Raw genomic sequence first — 19,294 nt, forward strand, 5'->3', positions numbered from 1 at the left:
TTTTGCCAGGTCCTTACGTCAGGGTTTTTTTGAAGCGTCCGATGGCGATGGTCAGAAAAGTGACCGATAGAACCATCTGGGCCAGGATGGCCGGCCAGAGGGCGGCAACACCGACATCCTTCATAACGATTCCCCGCAACACTTCAAGATACCAGCGCATCGGGTTCAAGAAAGTGGCGTACCGCACCGGATCGGGCATATTGCTGATCGGAAACATGAAGCCGCTGAGCATCACCGAGGGCATGAGGATGAGAAAACTGGTGAGCAGGGCCTGTTGCTGGGTGGCGGCGCTGCCGCTGATGATCAGGGCAATGCCCATATTGCCGGCGAGATAGATGCCGGTCAGGCCGTAGAGAAGGGCCAGGCTGCCGCGCACCTCGACGCCGAAGACGACAAAGGCGACGACGAGCATCACCGACATCGAGATATAGCCGGTGATCATGTAGGGAATGGTCTTGCCGAGGATGAATTCGATGCCGCGGATCGGAGTGACCATCACCTGCTCGATGGTGCCGATCTCCTTTTCGCGGACGATGCCGATGCTGGTCAGCAGCAGACTGAAGATAAAGAGCATGGTGGCAATGAGCGAGGGAACATAATAAAACCGGCTCTCCTGGTTGACGTTGTACCAGGCGCGGCTCTCCGTGTCGATCTGCATCGGGGAGAGGGTGATACCCTTTCTGCCAAGTCGTTGTTGTAACATGGCATCATTATAATCATTGATGATGAATCCGGCATAGCCAAGGACGATGGAGGTGCTGTTGCTGTCGGTGCCGTCGGTGAGAAGCTGCACCTGCGCCGTCTGCCCGGTGAGGATATCCCTGGAAAATCCCGCCGGGATATGCAGTACCGCCCGGACCTCGCTGCGATCGAGCAGCGGGGTGATCTGCTGTTGCGACAGCAGGGACGTGGTAATGCGGAAATAGTTGCCGGCGGTAAAGGCGCTGATCAGTTCTCTTGAGGCCGGGGTCTTGTCCATGTCCAGCACGGCCATGCGGATATTGGTCACATCGGTGGTTAAGGCAAAGGCCATGATGGTCATCTGGATCACCGGCATGCCGAAAATAACCACCCGCATCCGCGGATCACGGAGCATCTGCAGAAATTCCTTCATGAGCATGCGGAAAAGTCGCTGCAGCATCGCTCACTCCAGTTTAAAGGAAAAATTGCGGTTGGCCAGTACGATCATCAAGGCCGCGTAAATGACTAACAACAGGGCATCCAGCCAGAGGATCTCCAGACCAATACCTTTCAGGTAGATGCCGCGCAAAATGGCGATGAAGTAGCGGGCCGGAAAGATATAGGTGAGGAACTGCAGGGGCAGGGGCATGTTTTCGATGGCGAAGACGAAGCCACTCAGAATCAGCGTCGGCAGAAAACCGGCAATGATGGCCAGTTGATTGGCCAGGACCTGGGATTTGAGTTTGATGCTCAGCGTCATGCCGAAAAACAGGGCGCCGGTGAGAAAGACCGCCGAGAGGGCAAACAGCAGGCCGGCGTTGCCGACGATCGGCACAGCGAAAATCCATTTGCCGATAAGCACCGCCATGGCCACATCGATCATGCCGATACAGAAATAGGGCAGGACTTTGCCGAAAATCAGCTCGGGGCCGCGCAGCGGTGTACTGATCAACTGTTCCATGGTCCCCGTTTCCCATTCCTTGGCCACCGTGGTACTGGTGAGCAGGGCGGCGACGACGATCATGACCAGGGCGATGATGCCGGGAATAAGCACGTTCTGGCTGCGCAGACCGGGGTTATACCAGGCGCGCTGGACCAGTTCAAGCGGCTGCTTCAGCTCTCCTTGCCCCTTGAACTGCATCTGTTCCGAGGTGACCTGCAGGACGTAGATGGCGCCGATATTCGCCGCATAGCCCATGGCCAGCCGGGAGGTGTTGGCATCGCTGCCGTCACCGATAATCTGGATCTTCACCGGCTTGTTGGCCTGCACCCTGGCGGCGAAATCGCCGGGGATAACGAGCGCGACCATGGCCTGACCCTTATCGAGGGCCTTTTGCAGTCCACGGTAATCGTCGTGATAGCCCTTGATGGCAAAATAGGGTGAACTCTGGAAGAGACTGAGCAGTTCGCGACTTTGCGGCGTACGTGACTGGTCCCAGACCACGGTGGGCACAAGGCGCAGGTCGAGGGTGAGGGCGTAGCCGTAAAGCAGGATGAGGATCAGCGGAATGGCCAGGGCCAGGGTCAGGCTGCGCCAGTCGCGAATCAGGTGCAGGGTCTCTTTACGGGCCACGGCGAGAAGACGTCTGAGATTCATCATCTAGCCGCCTTTCTGTCCACTTCTTCGATAAGCGAGATGAAAACATCCTCCATACTCGGCAGGATGGTCTCCATGGTGACGTCTGCCGGGCTCAGGCCTCGGGTTTCCAGCAGACGCTTGATCGCCGCCGTGGCTGCCACATCATCCGGGGTGACGATATGCAGCCCCGAGCCGAAAAGTGCCGCATCGCGGATCTCCGGCAGGGCCTTCAGCGGCCCGATCAGTGTCTGGGGCTCGGCACAGCGCAGGTCGATGATTTTGTCGTGCATGAACCGGGTCTTCAGTTCCATGGGCGAGCCCGAGGCGATCATCTTGCCGTCGTAGATGAGGGCGATGCGGTCGCAGTACTCGGCCTCTTCCATATAGTGGGTGGTGACGAAAATGGTGATGCCCTGATCCGCCATGCTGTAGATGAGATCCCAGAATAGCCGGCGGCTCAAGGGATCGACGCCGCTGGTCGGTTCGTCGAGGAAGATGATCGGCGGCTCATGCAGGATGGCGCAGGCGAGCGCCAGGCGTTGTTTCCAGCCGCCGCTGAGAATGGCGGTAAGCGAGGAGCGATGTTTCTCTAACCCGGCCAGCGCCAGCGCCCAGTTGAGCCGATTGTCCAGACGTTTGCCGGTCAGGCCGTAGATGCCGCCGTAAAAACGGATGTTTTCCCTGACGGTGAGATCCTCGTAGAGGGAAAATTTCTGGCTCATATAGCCGATATGCAGCTTGATCTGTTCGGTTTCCCGCAGGATGTCAAATCCAGCCACCGTCCCGCTGCCCGAACTGGGCTGCAGCAGGCCGCAGAGCATGCGGATGGTTGTGCTCTTCCCGGCGCCGTTTGGCCCGAGAAAGCCAAAGATCTCGCCCTTTTTTACCTGAAAACTGATATCGTCAACAGCGGTGAAGGTGCCGAATCGGCGGGTCAGATGTTCGACCTGTACGGCCAGGGCATCAGCGGTTGCTGCCGGAGCCGCTACCAGGTGCATCGTCTCCGGGGGAGTCGGTACCTGCTGGGTATTTTTGCCCAGCAGGCTGACGAAGATATCTTCCAGCGACGGCTGGATCTCGCGAATCTGGCCGTAAGCGATTTTTTCGCGGTCAAGAAGCCCGCTCACCTGTTCCCTGGTCTTTTCGCTGTCTTGGCAAACCAGATGCACCGTATCACCGAAGAGGTTGACGCTTTTGCTCAAAGGTTCGCCGCGCAGCAGGTCGACAATTTTTCTCGCCCGGCTGGACCTGATCGCCAGTATCCGGCCATCCATCAGTTCCTTTATTTCACCTGGCGTTCCGACGGCCATCAGTTTGCCCTGAGCGATGAGGCCGACCCGGTCACAGCGCTCCGCTTCATCGAGATAGGCGGTGGTGATGAGCACCGCCACCTGCTCCTGCCGAAGTTTGTCGAGGATGCGCCAGAAATCGCGGCGGCTCACCGGATCGACGCCGTTGGTCGGTTCGTCAAGCAGGAGGACCTTCGGGGTGTGGATGAGGGCGCAGACCAGCTGCAGCTTCTGTTTCATGCCGCCGGAGAGGTCCCCGGCCCGCCGCCGGATGAAGGGGCGCATATGGCTGAAATCGAGCAGCTCCTCGACGCGCCCCTGCCGGCCCTTGCGGCTCATGCCGTACAGGTCGGCATAAAAATCGATATTTTCGCCGACGGTGAGGTCCTGGTACAGGCCGAATTTCTGGCTCATATAGGCGAGATGGTCCTTGACCGCAGCGGCCTCACTCGCGGTATCACAACCGGCGATTTGCGCCGTGCCCGAGTCACCATCCATGATCGTCGCCAGCATGCGCAGACTGGTCGATTTGCCCGCGCCGTCCGGGCCAACCAGGCCGAAAATCTCCCCCGGCAAGACGGTGAACCGCAAGTCATCGACGGCGGTGAGGGGACCGAACTTCTTGGTCAATCCCTCGGCGGCAATGGCCGGGTTTACCCCGTTTGCAGCCTGTTGTGTCTTTTGCATCTTACTGCGCACCGAGGTCGATGACCCCGTCCGCCGGCATGCCCGGCTTGAGTTCATGGTCGGGATTGTCGAGCAGGACCTTGATGCGATACATCAGTTTGACCCGCTCTTCAAAGGTCTGCACCGTTTTTGGCGTAAATTCGGCCTGGCTGCTGATATAGCTTACCCGTCCGACATATTTTTTGTCGGCAAAGGCATCGGTCGTCACGCTGACCTCTTGGCCGAGCTTAATCCGGCCAAGATCGGATTCGTGGATATAAGCGCGCAGCCACGGTTTATCCATCCGGCCGAGGGTAAGCACCGGAGAGGCCGGATTGAGATATTCTCCCGCCTCGGCGGCGGTGCTCAGCACCACACTATCCATGGGGGCGGACAACTCAGTATAGTGCAGCTGCTGCCTGGCCTGTTTCACCGTTTCCGCTGCGACCTGGACCTTGGCGCGCGCCTGCTCGATAGTCTCCGTGCGCGGGCCGGCCTTGATCAGGGCGTATTCCGCTTCCGCCTGCTGCAGGGCCGCCTCCGCCCGGTCGATCTGTTCGATGCGCGGACCGGCCTGCAGCAGCTCGAGATTCTGGTTTGCCGCCCTGGTTCGCGCCCTGGCTTCCTTTACCTGGTTTTCCGATGTTTCCTGGAGGATCTGGTAGGTTTCGAGGGCGTTCTTACTGACACTCTTCTCCTTGTACAGATTGACATAGCGATCGAGATCGATTTTTGCCTGTTTCAGCCGGACGATGGCCGATTGCTCGGCGGCCATGGCACTGTCCAGGTCCGCCCTGGCACTCTTTATTTCCTGGATACGCGTGCCGTTGCGCAGCTCCGTCAGACTGTGGCGGGCCTGCATGACCTTGGCCTCGGCCCGGTCGATATCCTCTTTGCGGCTGCCTGCCTCAAGCTCGGCCAGGACCGCTTCGGCATAGGACAGATTGGCCGTTGCCTGGGCGAGGGCAATGATTTGATCGGTTTTGTCCAGCCTGGCCAGCGTCTGCCGGGCGGCGACACTCTCTCCTTCTTCCACCAGCCGCTCCTCGAGACGGCCGGGGATGCGAAAGCTCATCTGGCTCTCGGTGACTTCGATATTACCGGAAAAGCGCAGGGATGTGTCGTCATTGCGATGATTGAGGGTGTTATAAGCAAAGATGGTGCCAAAAAGCAGCAGCAGAAGCGGGATGGCGATGCGTAACCTTTTCTTCATAATTAGGCCCTTGATGGTGCAAGGAATTCCTCTTTGATCCGGGCGATGCCGCCGAGGGAAAAGAGCCAGACGGAGTCCGCCAGCTGATCGAGATTATCTTCCGTCGGAGCGATGTCCGCGCTGATTGTCCGGATGACCGTGGAAGCCAGGGCGTAGTAGATACACTGGCCGAAAATGCTCAGGGCGCAGGGCATAAGCTTCGCCGGTCCTGGGTTGATCTGCATGATATCGACAATAATACCGGCCAGAAGGTCTCTGTGCGGTTTGATATATCTGTTCAGCAGGTTTGCAAAGGCCGGGCTGGGGTCAAGCAGTTCCCGGGCGATAAGCCGCCCCTGTCCGGCCATGCCGCCCCAGCCCTCGCGGCTCTGCAGGCGGTAAAACATCGCTCTGATAAACGCCCGAAGCCGCAGCTGCGGATCGGCATCTTCGCCCAGTCCGAGGGTTGGCGGAAAACGGCTGAAACCGGTATGGAAAACATCCTCGAGAACCGCGCCATACAGCCCTTCCTTGCCCTGAAAATGATAATTGATGGCGGCGATATTAACCTCGGCGTCTTCGGCGATTTTGCGGATGGTGGCATCCTTGAAACCCTTCTTGCCGAAGATGATTCCGGCCGACCGGAGTATGCGTTCCTTGGTTGGTATTGTCTGTTCGGACATGGTTCCCCCGTATGAAACCTTTGATTAAAACGATATGTAAAACGTATGTTTGAATTATGCAAGGGGGAGGTTGTACGCGCTGAATTATCCTGCAGTTCTCTGCAAGGGAAAAAGATGCAGAGCCGGCCGGCAGAATAATACTTATATTAATCGACAGGCGAAGGAGGTTTGCAAGGTATCAGATCGATCAAATGCGGCGATGCGCCTTATGCGCAGGATATGCGCAAGGTATGCATTAGCTTGCCTCATGTTGATCGCCACTGAGGAGATTGCTATGAAACCAACCAGGGCTCAACTGGCAAAAATCCATATCGCAAAAAAAGAGCTGCAGCTGACAGACGAAATCTATCGAGACATCCTCGCGGTGAACTTTAAGGTAGAATCAGCAAAAGACCTGACAAATCGGCAGGCAGCACAACTGCTCGAAATCTTTCGTGCCAAGGGCTGGCGGCCGCAGGCCCCAAAGTCCGCCTCGGAACACATACCACGGCCCAAAAAGACGTATATCACTATCAAACCGGGACCGACGGCGGCCCAGCAACGCAAGGTGCTGGCAATGTGGAATGAGCTTGGTTATGCCATGGAAAAGCTGAATAGCCGGTGCCACCGCCAGTTCGGCGTTGACCGGTTCGAGTGGTTGACCGACCAGAAGGCCCTGCATGTGCTGATCACCGATCTCGATAAACGTCTAAAAAAGACCCGGGTGAAAAGACAGTGAGCAGAACAGGCAAGACAAAAAAATTTGCAAAACTTTGCCTAACCTGATAATTATGTAGAGTTGAGACTGGATTCTAGTTCGTTTTAAAGCGAAAACAAAAGTAGGGCTCTTGCATGCTCTATCATAATTTCGATATTGCCATCGACGAACGCGGCATCGGCGGTTACCCGGTGCGGGCTGAATCGGAATATTTCGGTGAAGCCCGGGTGACACTTCTGCTTGACCCGGATCATCCTGCTCTTCTCGAAGCGTTGCACCGCCTGGAAGAATGTCAGACGGACATGGCAACCCTGGTCCCTTTCGGCACCGAACTGTATCACTACCTGTTTACCGGCGAAATCGACACCATCTTTCAGCGAAGCTTCGGCCATGCCCTGGCAAGCAAAGATACCGGGCTGCGCATACGGTTGAAAATCCGGCCGCCGGAAATTGCCGCGCTGCCCTGGGAAGCCATGTATTTTCCGGCAAAAAGATGTTTCATGGGCAGTTCGATAAACAGTCCCCTGGTGCGCTATCTGGAAATCGCCGGCCCGATTGCGGAACTCTCCGTACCCTTACCCCTGCGTATGCTGGTGGTGATCCCCAACAGCGTATCGCCCTATCCTGAACTTGATTCGGCAACAGAAATAGCCCATCTCGATACAGCCTTGCAGGATGTACTAAAACAGGTGCATGTCCGCTACTTGAAAGGCAATGTCACGCTGGGACAGCTGTTTGACAAACTGACGGAGCAAACATATAATTGCCTGCATTTTATTGGCGGTGGAAAGTGTGGTCGATATTGTCGTTGAGGCTGAATCGGTGGTGGTGCCTGACCTGCGGAACTCTCAGGTAGACCGGGCACATGAGCTGCTTGGCCGGGCAGGGCTTCAAGTCGGTTCCCAGCAACGACAACTTGTCCCCAATAGAGCAGCCGGAACCGTCGTCGGTCAAAATCCGCCACCCGGGGAACGGGTGCGAAAATTTAGCCCGGTTTCCCTGACCATTGCCGAGGCTGGGGTACAGGTGCCATATCTTACAGGGATGCCCTATCGAAAAGCCATGGAAATCTTACGGGGTGCGGGGTTAAGCACCGGCAATCCAACGAGACATCCAAGAGCAGATATGGCGGCGGATACGGTTATTTCGCAGTCGCCAAATGCGGGCACGCTTGTTCGCCAGGGAACCAATGTCCATCTGGACATTTCCCAAAAGCCGGTTGCCGTAGTACCGGTGCCGCTACCCGTGCCACCGGTTATCAGGCCTCCAACGCTGCACATGCAAGCTACATGTAGAGTGCCGGATGTTTATGGTAAAACGGAAAATGTGGCTCGGTCGATGATACAAAGAGCAGGGTTGGTTCCTCAGATTGGAGTGCGTACAGAAGGTGACCAGGTCTTGACACAGCAAGCTCCGCAAGCGAATACAACTGTTGTCTGCGGGAGTACTGTCAAATATAGTATCGGCAGGCTTCAATAGAAAATGTATCAAGGAGTCATCAGTATGGTGCAAACCCGGCTGCTACGGGAACGCTTTGGCAATTTTGATCATCAGTATCCTTTCGGACCAAAAAACAGGGGTTCTTCTTTCGCCGGTTTGGTCGGTTGTTCTTCCGCCGCCGGTGGTGCCGCCTGGGTTTTAGTCTGAACCTGGCGAACCGGGGCCTTTGCAGTTTTCTTCTTTTTTACCCGGGAATATGTTTGATGGACAAATTTTGCCGGGAGTTCGGTTTGTCTGGTCATTAAACTGCGTGGGATTTTGATCTTATCGCCTAAAAATATGCGGTTCGGCTTAATGGTCGGATTACATTCCGCCAGAACCACCCAGTTTTTCTGACTCCCAGTATACCATTTGGCGATGATGGAGATATTTTCGTTGGGCACGCTCACCGTATGGATATAATAACCGGCCGGATAGACCTCATCGCCTGCTGCATAGGCGCTATCGGAATATTCCTCTACCGGGTGTTCCGTAGTCGGTGCCGGCGCCACATCGGTAACAGTCTTGGGTTGAGGCACACAGCCGGCGCAGACCAGAGCGGTGATCAGGCTGAGAAAATAGACAAGATGTATACGCTGTGCTGCCCTCATTGTTCCGAGCTACCTTGTATTTGTTGAAGATATTTTTGGGCCGCCTGGTTGTCCGGATTTACTGACAAGGCCTTCTTCAGGTTGGCAATGCTTTGTTCTTTTTCACCCTGTTTGCTTTGGGCCAGAGCAAGATTGAAAAGTGCTTCATCGACATAAACCGGGGCGAGCGCTATGGTTCGTGTATACATTTCTACCGCTCCAGCATAATTTTTTGATGCGGCATAAACAAAGCCGAGGTTAAAAAAAGTGTCCGGAGACTGTGGATTTATTTCAATGGCTCTTTGGTAACTTACTATTGCAGCAGCATAATCTTTTTGCCCGGTGAGGGCAATGGCCAGCTGGAAATGAGCTCGGAAACTGTGCGGATCGAGCTGGGTAGCCTTTTTTAAAAGTCGAATAGACTGTTGTGGGTCGCTTTTACGCAGGTTGTCACCGAGCCCCAGCAAGGCTTCGGCATAGGGCAAGTCGATTTTATCGCGCATCTCCGGATTGCTGGTCTGCAGTTTGGCAAAGGAGTTGACCGCTTCCTGGTATTGTCTGTCGATGAGGGCGAACATGCCTTTTTGGTACAACTCTTCCCCCGATGTTTCAGCCGGGGATCTCACCGAAGATGGAGAAATAGGTGCAGGGGGCTGAGCAGATGGAGTGACCGTCTGATCGGGTATTTTCTCGACCGCAGCGGCCTTCACCGTCCGGGGAGCTGTCAGCTGAGCGTCCTGGTGCTGGAAAAGAGTTAGGAGAGCGGCAACCAGCATGATTCCTGCTGTAAGCCCGACCAGTAAGGTTTTGTTGGCTTTGCTGGTCCTGCTCTGGTCGGGAGCAACCCTGAGGGGCTTTCTTTGTTCCGCTGGTTGATCCATTGCGAATTCCGTAGTTTGTGATAGCTTTTATTACTGTCGCCTTGCAAATACGCTGTAGTGACAGACCTTAATCATCAAATAAATAAAATTTTCTCTATTCTGCAAATTTTTTTCTCAAGTCATTTGAAAAAGGTGTCTTTCGGGTAATGAGGTTACTACTTGTCTGCCGTCGTTATAGTTTTCTCATTTTTCCACCCAATATTGACAATTTAAAACCGGTTTACTAGTACCTGCCTCATGCAGTGTCAGACAGGCAATTGTCAGTGCTGCTCGGTACAGATCTGTGGTGGGCGTTCTGTGTTACTAATCAATGGGGAGGGAATTATGAGACGAACAGTGTTGCTTTTTGTAGTTTATTTGATGATGCCTTTTGCAGCATTTGCAGCCTATCATCATGGCGCGGATACAGATTCAGTTATTGTCTTGCAGGTATATCCGGCAATCGAAGGAACCAAGCTTGACAGCTGTGCCTTGTGTCATTCCGGTGGGCAATACGAGAAAAAGGGGGTGTGGGTTGAACTGGGCAGCTGTCAGTGGTGTCATTATTCTTATGGTTACGACGAAACTGGGGATATCGACGATACACTCAATGATTACGGCAGGTCATATAGAATGAATGGTCGTACGTCGGCGGCCTTGGCAACCATTGTCGGCGAAGATTCAGACGGTGATGGGTTTGTCAACGGCGATGAATTTGCGGCGCTGCGCTATCCTGGCGATGCGAACGATGATCCAACCAAGGTAGTTGCTCCCTATCGGGTGGTTAGCCTGAAAGAGCTCGAAACCATGCCGCTGCACACCCAGTTGATGCTTATGAATACGCACAAATCAGGTGATTTTTATGCAGAGTACTCAGGCATTCCAATGGCGGATCTGCTCAACGACAGTGGAATGCTGCTATCGGCGACCGGGATAACCGTATATGCGCCGGATGGCTGGGCGCAATATCATCCGCTGGATCCGGCTGGCGATCCACTGTTGTATCATGTCTATGGCTCTTATCCGCAAGCAACGTTTTATTACGACGAGTCTGCTGATGATAGTCTGAACGTAGACGGCTGGTGCAATTACTCGTCACCCTTCGTCGACGGGCTGTCTCATGGTGATACTATTGAAGTGCAGGGTGGTTTGCAGATGCTTCTGGCTTTTGCACGGGACGGTTTTTATCTTGAACCGGGCGAGCTTACACAATCCAATAAACTCGATGGTGAAGGTCCTTTTCGAGTGGTGCCTCCACAAAAGGTGCCAGGTCCTCCAGATCAGAGTTCAACCTCCGAAGCTCAAGATGTCCTTTGGCCATTCGACAACGATGCCGATCATAACGCTGGCTACGCAACACGATCGGCCACGATGATCAAGGTCGAACCATTGCCCGCCGGCACCACCGATGTCGATATCCTCGAGGCCGGCTGGAATTATGTGGATGAAGAAAAAATCCTCTTGTACGGCGCCATTGATCCCACCGACACCATCCTGTCAAAGATGAATGCATTGCAGGATATTCTGCGTGACATGGACAGTTCTGTATTTAAAAACGATTCGGCCAGACCGATTTTGCTGCAACGGATGTCGCTGATGCAGCGTCAACTGGAAAAAGGGCACGAGCGTCCGGTTGCGATGCAGCTTGATAGTCTCGTGGACAAAGTAGATGGCTGTATCAACGCGGGAAGCGTCGATAGGAATGACTGGCTGCGTACCTGCAACGAACAAAAAGCAGTTTACTGGGCAATTCACGAATTGAATGTACTGCTGGCTATAGAAGACTGATCAGAGCGTAGTATCCTGAGAATGTGTTAGAAAGTTTTCTCGACCAGCAGAAGGGGGGTGGGAAGGGGAAGTACAACCAGCCCACCTCCGACCCTATCCTGGTATAGAGGGGCAAGGTTGACTTCTGAAAATAATCCGTCTGGCAAAGAAGGAAAAAAACTTGTGTATGGCGTTGTGTATGTGTATATTTTGTAGGTGAATTAGTACCGATTAACCCATGCGCAAAAGGGGATACATATGCAAGCTGCTGAAAATTTAGTGAGAAAACAATATTTGATTTCCCCCTCACAGGTTAAGAAAATCGAACTTCTCGCAAAAAAACACAATACATCCGCCGCCGAAATGGTGAGAACCGCTATCGACGCTTTTAACCCTGATGCTGCCATGGACATCAAAGAATCCGAACTTTTAGACCTTGTTGCAGCAAGAGTGAAAGAGGCTATCGCAGATACCCAGAAAACACGTAGTCGCTTGAAAACGACCCTGGAAATATTAGCCGCGAGGGGTAATTGATGGCCGGTTGGAAAGAATTACTCATAGATGTTTTAAAGCTCACCGACGAAACAAAACGGTTAAACTCGGACATTGATCGTTTGCAGTCTCATGTCATTGATGTTGATAAAAGAGTGGTCCGCCTGGAAACCTTGGTTGAAGTCGCTAAGTACCAAACCCGCATCGCCGACGAGTCAAAATAGAGGGGTATTTTCACTGCGGTTTGTATCTCGTTGGCAAACTGAAAAGATCTGTAGTTCCCAATGGTCAGTTTGATAAAGATACCATTGATGAGGCATCTTCAGGACACTGCATAACAGAAACCGGTTGATGCTTGAATTGATGGCCCGAGCCGGAAGAAGAATAAGCAAAGTTTTTGGAGTAACGCTTAAGGTAATCAATATATTAAAGGCATATTGCACAATTATTCGCTTGAGGTTTTATTTCATCTGCAAAGATGACAGTCAATTTCAAGAGAAGGAGGGGGCGCATGATTTTAAAAGCAGTAACGATCGCCTTACTAATTGGATCCATTTCGGCAGTACATGTTTTATATCATGGTTCCGATCCGGGATTTCATATACTGCATCAGCAGTTGTTCTTCATACCACTTATTCTCACCAGTTTTTGGTTCGGTTTGCGACCAGGATTGCTTCTGGCAACTGTTATAAGTCTTCTGTATGGGCTTCCCATGGTGTTTCGCGACCATGAAGCCAGTGGCCATTTGATTATTTTAACCCAAAGCGGCCTGTATTTTTTAGTGGCTCTACTCATCGGCTGGTTATCCGACAGAGAACGGAAACATCAGATTATGTTGTTTAAAAATGAGAGGGCCGCCGCTCTTGGGAAAGCTGCCACTGCAGTCAGTCTAGAAGTGCAAAACATCGTCAGGCACATCGAGGAGATACAACAGCAGGCAAGTGTCAGTGAAAGTGGATCGACAAAGGACGATATGATATCTGAAATAGATCGTCTGAAAAGACTTCTTGAGGCCCTGGCTAAATTTAGTACACCGGTGGGTACCCTGGGTGACTTTCCTTTGCCTCCTGACCTCAACGAGCTGCTTGAACAGAGGCTTCCGGAATATAATAAAAAAGCCGCAGCAAAAGGAATAAACGTCGTCGTCGATTTGCAGGAAGGGGGGTGCTCTTCCATGGTCATAGCTGAGCCTATCCCCAGGGTCATCGACTCTTTGGTTGACAATGCTATCGATTTTTCAGAGAAAGGCCAATCCATACTATTGCGATCAAGACGGAGAGCAGACTTTTGTCTATTTGAAGTGTCCGATTCCGGTCCAGGGGTCTCAAAAGAGAATGAAGCAAAGCTGTTTAGCGTATTTTTTACCACGAAAACCGACGGTTATGGACTCTCTCTTTCTTCTGGGAAAAAAGCCCTTGTCGACATCGGAGGCGATCTTTTATACGAACCAAATGAAAAAGGCGGGGCAGTATTCAAGATGAAAATCCCCCGAGAAATGCCGGAAAAATGATGGAAGTGAGGAAGGTCAGTGTACATTGGAAGGTGTAAGAGAGATGGATTTGAGGTACCAGGCAATTGTCCAGGGAAATAATGTATGAATCAAGAACACATTGCACGTATAATCATTTTTCCACTACTCCTGCTGTTATGGGGGTGTGGGGAGAGTTCTTTCAACATTCAGGTGCGTTATGACGATGTTTTAGGATTAATACCAGACGATCCCGTATATTTTGAAAAAAACAATATCGGAAAAGTGCAAAAAGTCACTTATACCCAACAAGGTGATTATCTGGTTGAAATTACAATTTCTTCGGAATTTAAAAACGCGGTTACGGTGGATTCGAAGTTTTTCATTGATTTAGATCCAAACGAGCAGCAAGGCAAAGCTGTGACCATTTTGCAGGAAAAGCCCGGCGGAGAAGTTTTGGAAAAAGGGGCACTGGTTCAAGGTTCTGTTAAAACCGGATTTCTGGATGAGATGATGAATGGTATCAAACGTAATGCCACTGTTATTGAATCTGAAATGCGGCAGGCGATGATACAGCTGGAAAAATCACTGAAATCGACTTCCCTGAAACTAGACAAAGAGATGGTTGACGCACTCGATAATCTTTCCCGGCAATTTCAAACCTTCAGCAATGAAATGAGTCAGGTGCCGGATAGCCAGGAAGTAAAACAACTCGAAGAGTCCATCAAACAATTTGCCGATGAATTTCACAAGACGCAAAAGAATGTGCGAGATCACCTTCGAGATGAAGTGCTGCCGGAACTAAGCAGGCAAATCGACCAACTCCGCGAGCAGCTTCGTGAAAAAGGTCGAGACGAAGAAGTAGAGGCTATGGATAAACAACTCGACGAAATGAACAGGATATAGGCGGAAATATTGATTCTTCCGAATGAAGGAGCCGTTGCGAAATAACCCGGCCATTTATATCCATTTCGTTACGGCACCTTAGACCGTTCCGAGCATTCCCCTTGGCCATGTTATTTTTTGACAACGGCTTATGCGTACGTGCAGTGAAAAAGAAGGAGAAGAAAACGGTTTATCCAGCTAAAGCGTACTTTGATGTCGTCATTGCGTGCTTGACCCGGAATCCAAATGTGTCCGATAACTTGCATATTTAGGGGTAAGCCCGGAATGACATACCCGGCGCGGAATGAAGCAATCAAGACTTGAGCTGGATTGAATAAATAGTATCTTTACACCGGAAGAATCATAATGTACCAAGGGCATTTTCTTGCTGGTATTCGGGTATTGTGTTCGCTGGGTAAAAAAGGAGGCTATCTTTTTACCACACGATATAGAATCAAAAGGATGATAGCGCCACCGATAGCTAGCAAGAGACTCCCAAAATTAAATCCTGTAAATGCCCCTAGTCCTAAAAAGGATCCAATATACCCACCCACAAAAGCACCCGCTATTCCTATCAAGATGGTAACGATAAATCCTCCAGGGTCTTTGCCCGGCATGATAAATTTTGCGAGCACACCTACGATTAGCCCCATTACGATCCAAGATAGAATGCCCATTGTCATCCTCCTTTTTTAGGTTTATTTTGATTCCAAAATGAACATATTTTCAATCACTACCTACCAATTTTTCAGCTAACAAACAGCTAGATTCCGCTTGGCAGTTTGGCCTGCATCATCTTCTTTCTGTCGATTTTGCGTCCATCTACTATAAATGTGCCGTCACCAACAGCATGGAGAGTTTTTTTCTCCTCTCGAGTACTGTCAAAGTATGCCGCAACACCTTCAAGCACAACGATGTTGTATTGGGTCACGATATCGACGACCCTGCATTCGATGTTTGCCAGGCACTCCTTGATGATTGGTGGCCGAACGTATTTCGCATTCAAACGAGTGAGGTTAAATTTTGTAAACTTATCCGTATCAGCTCCAGAGCATGTTCCCACTCCAACAACGGTATCAATGAGGTCCACCGTTGGGATGGAAATTACACACTCCCTCGATTCTTGAAGGGCGATGTATGAATGATTCCATGGTCCGGTGGTAATGGCAAACTGTGCTGCAAAGTCCAATACCATGGTCCAAGAGATAGTCATCACGTTGTCCTTCTGGCCGTCATTCGTAGTAACCAAGACAACCGGCCCCGGTTCTATTAGCGTGAATACCCTGCTCATCTGCAGCCTTTCCATGCCCATCTCCGTTCGCGTATCAACGTTCATATTATTGGTATGGAATATAGCTATTGCTGAACAGGACGACAAGGATAAAAACACTGAAGAACTAATGAGTTAATTTTATATTATAACCATAATTAACCCCGGTGGAAAAATTCCCGGAAACAGCTGAAGCGCATCTGTCCATCTCTTTATCATCATCTACCGACCATTGTCAGGTATCAAGATGAAACGATCCATGAACCCCACAGCAATATCTCTTCTAACCTTGCCTATGCCAGAAAGAGGTTGGCAATCCAAATAAAAATGCAAGGCCACTCATGCAGCAACCCTGCGTCAATATGTATGAATTTGGCAATTTTCAATTGGCGTACCATCAGATATGCGTTATCTATGAAGGGCAATTGTTGTAGCACATACTTACCGCCGGATGCCTGACAGCTTTGCACCTGCGGATATATCAATTAGCCGATGAACAAAGAGGAACGAGAAAACAATGACTGAGACGAACAAAAAGCCATTCCGGGTCAGACGCTGGATGAAAATATCGGGCGGGGTGGTCGTCGCCCTGGCTCTGCTCCTGGTGCTGCTGCCGTTTGGCGTCAAGTATTATCTTGCCGACCTTCTCATAAAAAGTGGTGCCGATGCCGTGACTATCGAAAAGCTCAGATACAATCCTTTTGCCGGGAAAATATATCTTGGCGGGTTGGATGTACAGCGCGGGGGGCAGTCAATAATGCACAACGCCAGCATGGTCCTGGACATGCGGCTCATCGCGCTCCTTAAGCGCAATGTCCAGGTGAAAAGAGCGGAATATCACAACGTATTCATTGATCTTGAACAGTATGAAGACGGCAGCTGGCGTTTTGGTTCGTTTACCATGAAAGGGCAGGAGCCGGAGAATGCAGAGGAGCTCGGCAAGGAAATGGCATCCACCTGGCACTTTCTCGCCGACCATGTCATTTTATCGGAGAGCCGTGTCCACCTGAAAACCCCTGAACTCGATCTGACACTGGTCATCGATGAGGCCGAATTGGCTCGCCTGTCCACTCGTCAGGACCATCCCGCCGGGAGTTTTACCTTTAAGGGGCAACTCAATGACGGCCCGATTGCCCTGCAGCTGGATACGGTGCAGCTGGTGCCTCAGCTGCGCATTGGCGGCAATATCTCGGTTGCCGGCTTTCAATTAAAAGAAATTGCCAAGCTGCTGGGTGATGTTCTGCCGACCCTGGCCGGCGAGGTGGCCCTCGATGGCAAGCTTCTTTTCAGTCAGGGAGCGGAAACGGGGATTGAGACCAACTATGACGGTACGTTCGGTCTGACAGCACCGGATCTCGGCAACAGTGACTTCACTGCCACGGCGGAGAATTTCACCTGGAAGGGCAAGATACACTATGCCGCAGCGGCAAAGAGCCCGCAGGAAATTACCACCGATGGTCTGCTCGCGGCCCGTGCCCTGAATCTGCGCAATCCGGCGTCAGGCCTGGTCGTCGAAAAAACAACCATTGAGGTGAGTGGCAAGACCACCCTGACCCTTGCGGAAAATATTCTCCTTGAACATGATGGTCGGCTGCTGCTGAACAATGTCGATCTGCAGGCGCCGCCCTATGGCATTGTGGAAGAGAGCCTTTCCTATAAGGGCATCGTGCAATACGATTCCAATCATAAGCAGGAGGGGCTGCTGGTTCACGCCGATGGTGCACTTGACCTCGCTGCGTTTCAAGTTGACGGCGGCGAACCGTCGACTCCTTTTGCCGCGCAAGGCAAGTCTCTCTCCTGGCAGGGGGCGGTTGATTTCAGTCAGCGGGACTCCGGCAAAAAGTCCGTCCTGGCCTTCGATGGCACGCTTCTCGGCGGCGGCTTGCAGCAGACCCTACCGGAACCTGCTCTTCGTCTTGCGCAGGAGAAGGTGGAACTGAAATCCAAAACCGCAATCACCCTGGGGGAACCCCTCGATATCCAAGGGCTGAGTTCGCTTGGGCTGACCAAGTTTGCCCTTTTCGAAGGTAAAAATGGCGAGCCGAGCCTTTCTTTTGATGAGCTGAGCCTGGTGGAGCTGGAAGGGCGGGGAGGGAACACGATTGCCTGGCAGGAGCTTGTTGCTACCGGGGTGCAGGCGGCGGTGGCCGGCAATTTCCCCTTGCATATTGCTGTCCCCGAGGTCAGGCTGGCGGATTTTTTCACCGAGGACCTGGCGGCATATAAACTCAGCGAGCTGCAGGTGAAGAATCCTCTTATAACCGCGGTGCATAATGATACCGAGCTTGTCCGTTTGGATGACCTGACGGTTAGTACTCTGGCGATAGACGCTACAGCCAGACTCGAGGCCGAAAAAGTGCAGCTGGAGAACTTTGCCTTTCTCGCTGCCAAAGATGATGCGGCCCAAAAGACGGCGGTGTCCTTTCGTGACGCCACTCTGAATGTAGTCAGCTGGAGCGGCGATGCAGGATTTCAGGGCGATACCCTGCACTTTGACGACCTGGTGGCAATAGTCGTGCGGGATAAGCAGGGGAATATCAATATCAGTCAGCAAATGGTCGAGATGCAGCAACCGGGGGCTCAGTCAGGTGCACCGGTAACCAAGCCGGCGGCACCCGCAGCTGCCGGCAAAGAATCGCCGAGTGCGCCCTTTGCCCTGAAGAAAATTATTGTCGCCGGCAACAGTTCGGTCCTTTTTGAAGATTATACCCTGGCGGTCCCCTATAAAACCGACCTGAATATTACCCGGCTGGAGGTAACCGGTGTTGATTCGAGTCGGCCCGATGAGAAAACCGAAATCGTCTTTCAGGGGGAGCTGGAAAAACGCGCGCCTCTGGAAGTGACTGGGCATATTTTCCCGTTCAAAGCCAAGCCGGCCGTGGATATGAAGCTGGATCTGAAAAACTATCCGCTTTCCAGTCTGTCGGCCTACACCGTCCAGTCCGTTGGCACGGCGCTGGCCAGCGGACAGCTGCAGGTAAAATCGTCGATTGCCCTCGCCGACGACAAACTGAAGATGAAAAATAACATTTTGTTGAAAAAACTGGAAACCAAGACCATCGCCCCGGAGCTCGCGGCGGAGCTGAACAATCAGTTGCCCATTCCGCTTGACGCGGCGCTGTCATTACTCAGGGACAACAAACGGAACATTACCCTTGATGTCCCCTTGAGCGGGCCGGTGAGCGAACTGAATGTCGGCATCTCCGATGTCCTGATCACCGCGCTCAGTAAGGCAATTGTGCCCGCCGCCTCGGGCTATCTCATGTACGCCCTGGGGCCTTATGGGGCACTGGCCTATGTCGGCATGAAGGTTGGCGAGAATATGCTGCAGGTCAAGCTGCCGCCGGTGGTGTTTGCGCAGCAGGAAACGACTTTGACTGACGAACATATCAAATATCTGGAGAGGATCGGCAAAATTTTACAGGATCGTCCCGATACCGATATGCAGATTTGTCCCCGGGTTGCCTCCTGGGAGTTTTTGACCGAGAAGAAAAAGACCGCCGTGAAGGGCGAGGTAGTCGCCGTCGATGAGGAAAAAAAGAACGACTTACTGCATCTCGGTCAACAGCGGGCTGAGGCGATACAGAATCTGCTCAAAGAGAAATACGATATCGCCCACAATCGATTACTGATCTGCGATACCGCTATCGACACCAAGAAAGACGCCATTCCGGCAGTGCTGCTGCAGATGTAACG

Annotated in this window: 18 protein-coding genes; 9 read left to right on the plus strand and 9 right to left on the minus strand. The window is 52.2% G+C overall.

Features of this window, described 5'->3' with window-relative positions; genetic code table 11:
* Positions 1–13: 13 nt before the first annotated feature.
* The 5 genes from ACYQ8U_RS13900 to ACYQ8U_RS13920 are packed head-to-tail and all read right to left on the minus strand — an operon-like array spanning position 14 to position 6,090.
* Positions 14–1,141 (minus strand): ABC transporter permease, encoded by a 1,128-nt coding sequence (locus tag ACYQ8U_RS13900; protein ID WP_459946149.1) that lies wholly within the window; start codon positions 1,139–1,141, stop codon positions 14–16.
* Positions 1,142–1,144: 3 nt separating this feature from the next.
* On the minus strand, positions 1,145–2,281 hold the full coding sequence (locus ACYQ8U_RS13905) for an ABC transporter permease (protein ID WP_459946150.1): 1,137 nt from the start codon (positions 2,279–2,281) through the stop codon (positions 1,145–1,147).
* Complete coding sequence (locus ACYQ8U_RS13910; RefSeq protein ID WP_459946151.1) at positions 2,278–4,236, minus strand: ATP-binding cassette domain-containing protein; 1,959 nt, start codon at positions 4,234–4,236, stop codon at positions 2,278–2,280. The genes ACYQ8U_RS13905 and ACYQ8U_RS13910 overlap by 4 nt, the downstream gene beginning before the upstream one ends.
* 1 nt (position 4,237) lies before the next feature.
* Positions 4,238–5,428, minus strand: coding sequence for a beta-barrel domain-containing protein (locus ACYQ8U_RS13915; RefSeq protein WP_459946152.1), 1,191 nt, complete (start codon positions 5,426–5,428; stop codon positions 4,238–4,240).
* Positions 5,429–5,430: 2 nt separating this feature from the next.
* Positions 5,431–6,090, minus strand: coding sequence for a TetR/AcrR family transcriptional regulator (locus ACYQ8U_RS13920; RefSeq protein ID WP_459946153.1), 660 nt, complete (start codon positions 6,088–6,090; stop codon positions 5,431–5,433).
* A 274-nt stretch (positions 6,091–6,364) separates the two neighbouring features.
* Between ACYQ8U_RS13920 and ACYQ8U_RS13925 the strand changes: the two genes are divergently transcribed.
* The 3 genes from ACYQ8U_RS13925 to ACYQ8U_RS13935 all read left to right on the plus strand — a co-directional run bounded on the left by ACYQ8U_RS13925 (position 6,365) and on the right by ACYQ8U_RS13935 (position 8,266).
* Complete coding sequence (locus ACYQ8U_RS13925) at positions 6,365–6,808, plus strand: regulatory protein GemA (RefSeq protein WP_459946154.1); 444 nt, start codon at positions 6,365–6,367, stop codon at positions 6,806–6,808.
* A gap of 113 nt (positions 6,809–6,921) precedes the next feature.
* Positions 6,922–7,599 carry a hypothetical protein gene (locus ACYQ8U_RS13930; protein ID WP_459946155.1) on the plus strand — a complete coding sequence of 226 codons (678 nt, stop codon included), beginning with the start codon at positions 6,922–6,924 and terminating at the stop codon, positions 7,597–7,599.
* Positions 7,580–8,266: a PASTA domain-containing protein gene (locus ACYQ8U_RS13935; protein ID WP_459946156.1), complete on the plus strand. Its 687-nt coding sequence runs from the start codon at positions 7,580–7,582 to the stop codon at positions 8,264–8,266. Before ACYQ8U_RS13930 ends, ACYQ8U_RS13935 begins: the two co-directional genes overlap by 20 nt.
* A gap of 71 nt (positions 8,267–8,337) precedes the next feature.
* On the opposite strand, the gene ACYQ8U_RS13940 is transcribed toward ACYQ8U_RS13935, so the two are convergent.
* Together ACYQ8U_RS13940 and ACYQ8U_RS13945 are read right to left on the minus strand one after the other, a co-directional pair.
* Positions 8,338–8,877 carry a LysM peptidoglycan-binding domain-containing protein gene (locus tag ACYQ8U_RS13940; protein ID WP_459946157.1) on the minus strand — a complete coding sequence of 180 codons (540 nt, stop codon included), beginning with the start codon at positions 8,875–8,877 and terminating at the stop codon, positions 8,338–8,340.
* Entirely contained in the window at positions 8,874–9,737 is an 864-nt protein-coding gene (locus ACYQ8U_RS13945; protein ID WP_459946158.1) for a tetratricopeptide repeat protein, read from the minus strand. Before ACYQ8U_RS13945 ends, ACYQ8U_RS13940 begins: the two co-directional genes overlap by 4 nt.
* A 324-nt stretch (positions 9,738–10,061) precedes the next feature.
* Between ACYQ8U_RS13945 and ACYQ8U_RS13950 the strand changes: the two genes are divergently transcribed.
* The 5 genes from ACYQ8U_RS13950 (at position 10,062) to ACYQ8U_RS13970 (ending at position 14,349) form a co-directional block, all read left to right on the plus strand.
* Positions 10,062–11,504: a GEGP motif-containing diheme protein gene (locus ACYQ8U_RS13950; RefSeq protein WP_459946159.1), complete on the plus strand. Its 1,443-nt coding sequence runs from the start codon at positions 10,062–10,064 to the stop codon at positions 11,502–11,504.
* A gap of 237 nt (positions 11,505–11,741) precedes the next feature.
* Positions 11,742–12,017, plus strand: coding sequence for a hypothetical protein (locus ACYQ8U_RS13955; protein ID WP_459946160.1), 276 nt, complete (start codon positions 11,742–11,744; stop codon positions 12,015–12,017).
* Entirely contained in the window at positions 12,017–12,199 is a 183-nt protein-coding gene (locus ACYQ8U_RS13960) for a hypothetical protein (RefSeq protein ID WP_459946161.1), read from the plus strand. Before ACYQ8U_RS13955 ends, ACYQ8U_RS13960 begins: the two co-directional genes overlap by 1 nt.
* 287 nt (positions 12,200–12,486) lie before the next feature.
* Entirely contained in the window at positions 12,487–13,485 is a 999-nt protein-coding gene (locus ACYQ8U_RS13965) for an ATP-binding protein (protein WP_459946162.1), read from the plus strand.
* Positions 13,486–13,569: 84 nt separating this feature from the next.
* The gene (locus ACYQ8U_RS13970; RefSeq protein WP_459946163.1) at positions 13,570–14,349 is read left to right on the plus strand and encodes an MlaD family protein; all 780 of its coding nucleotides are present in this window, start codon (positions 13,570–13,572) and stop codon (positions 14,347–14,349) included.
* A 407-nt stretch (positions 14,350–14,756) separates the two neighbouring features.
* Here ACYQ8U_RS13970 and ACYQ8U_RS13975 read toward each other — a convergent pair whose 3' ends face one another.
* Both ACYQ8U_RS13975 and ACYQ8U_RS13980 read right to left on the minus strand, forming a co-directional pair.
* On the minus strand, positions 14,757–15,005 hold the full coding sequence (locus ACYQ8U_RS13975; protein ID WP_459946164.1) for a GlsB/YeaQ/YmgE family stress response membrane protein: 249 nt from the start codon (positions 15,003–15,005) through the stop codon (positions 14,757–14,759).
* An 86-nt stretch (positions 15,006–15,091) separates the two neighbouring features.
* Complete coding sequence (locus ACYQ8U_RS13980) at positions 15,092–15,634, minus strand: flavin reductase family protein (RefSeq protein ID WP_459946165.1); 543 nt, start codon at positions 15,632–15,634, stop codon at positions 15,092–15,094.
* Between the two features lie 481 nt (positions 15,635–16,115).
* Between ACYQ8U_RS13980 and ACYQ8U_RS13985 the strand changes: the two genes are divergently transcribed.
* Entirely contained in the window at positions 16,116–19,292 is a 3,177-nt protein-coding gene (locus ACYQ8U_RS13985; RefSeq protein ID WP_459946166.1) for a DUF748 domain-containing protein, read from the plus strand.
* Positions 19,293–19,294: the final 2 nt, after the last annotated feature.

This window comes from Desulfocastanea catecholica, assembly GCF_054657295.1.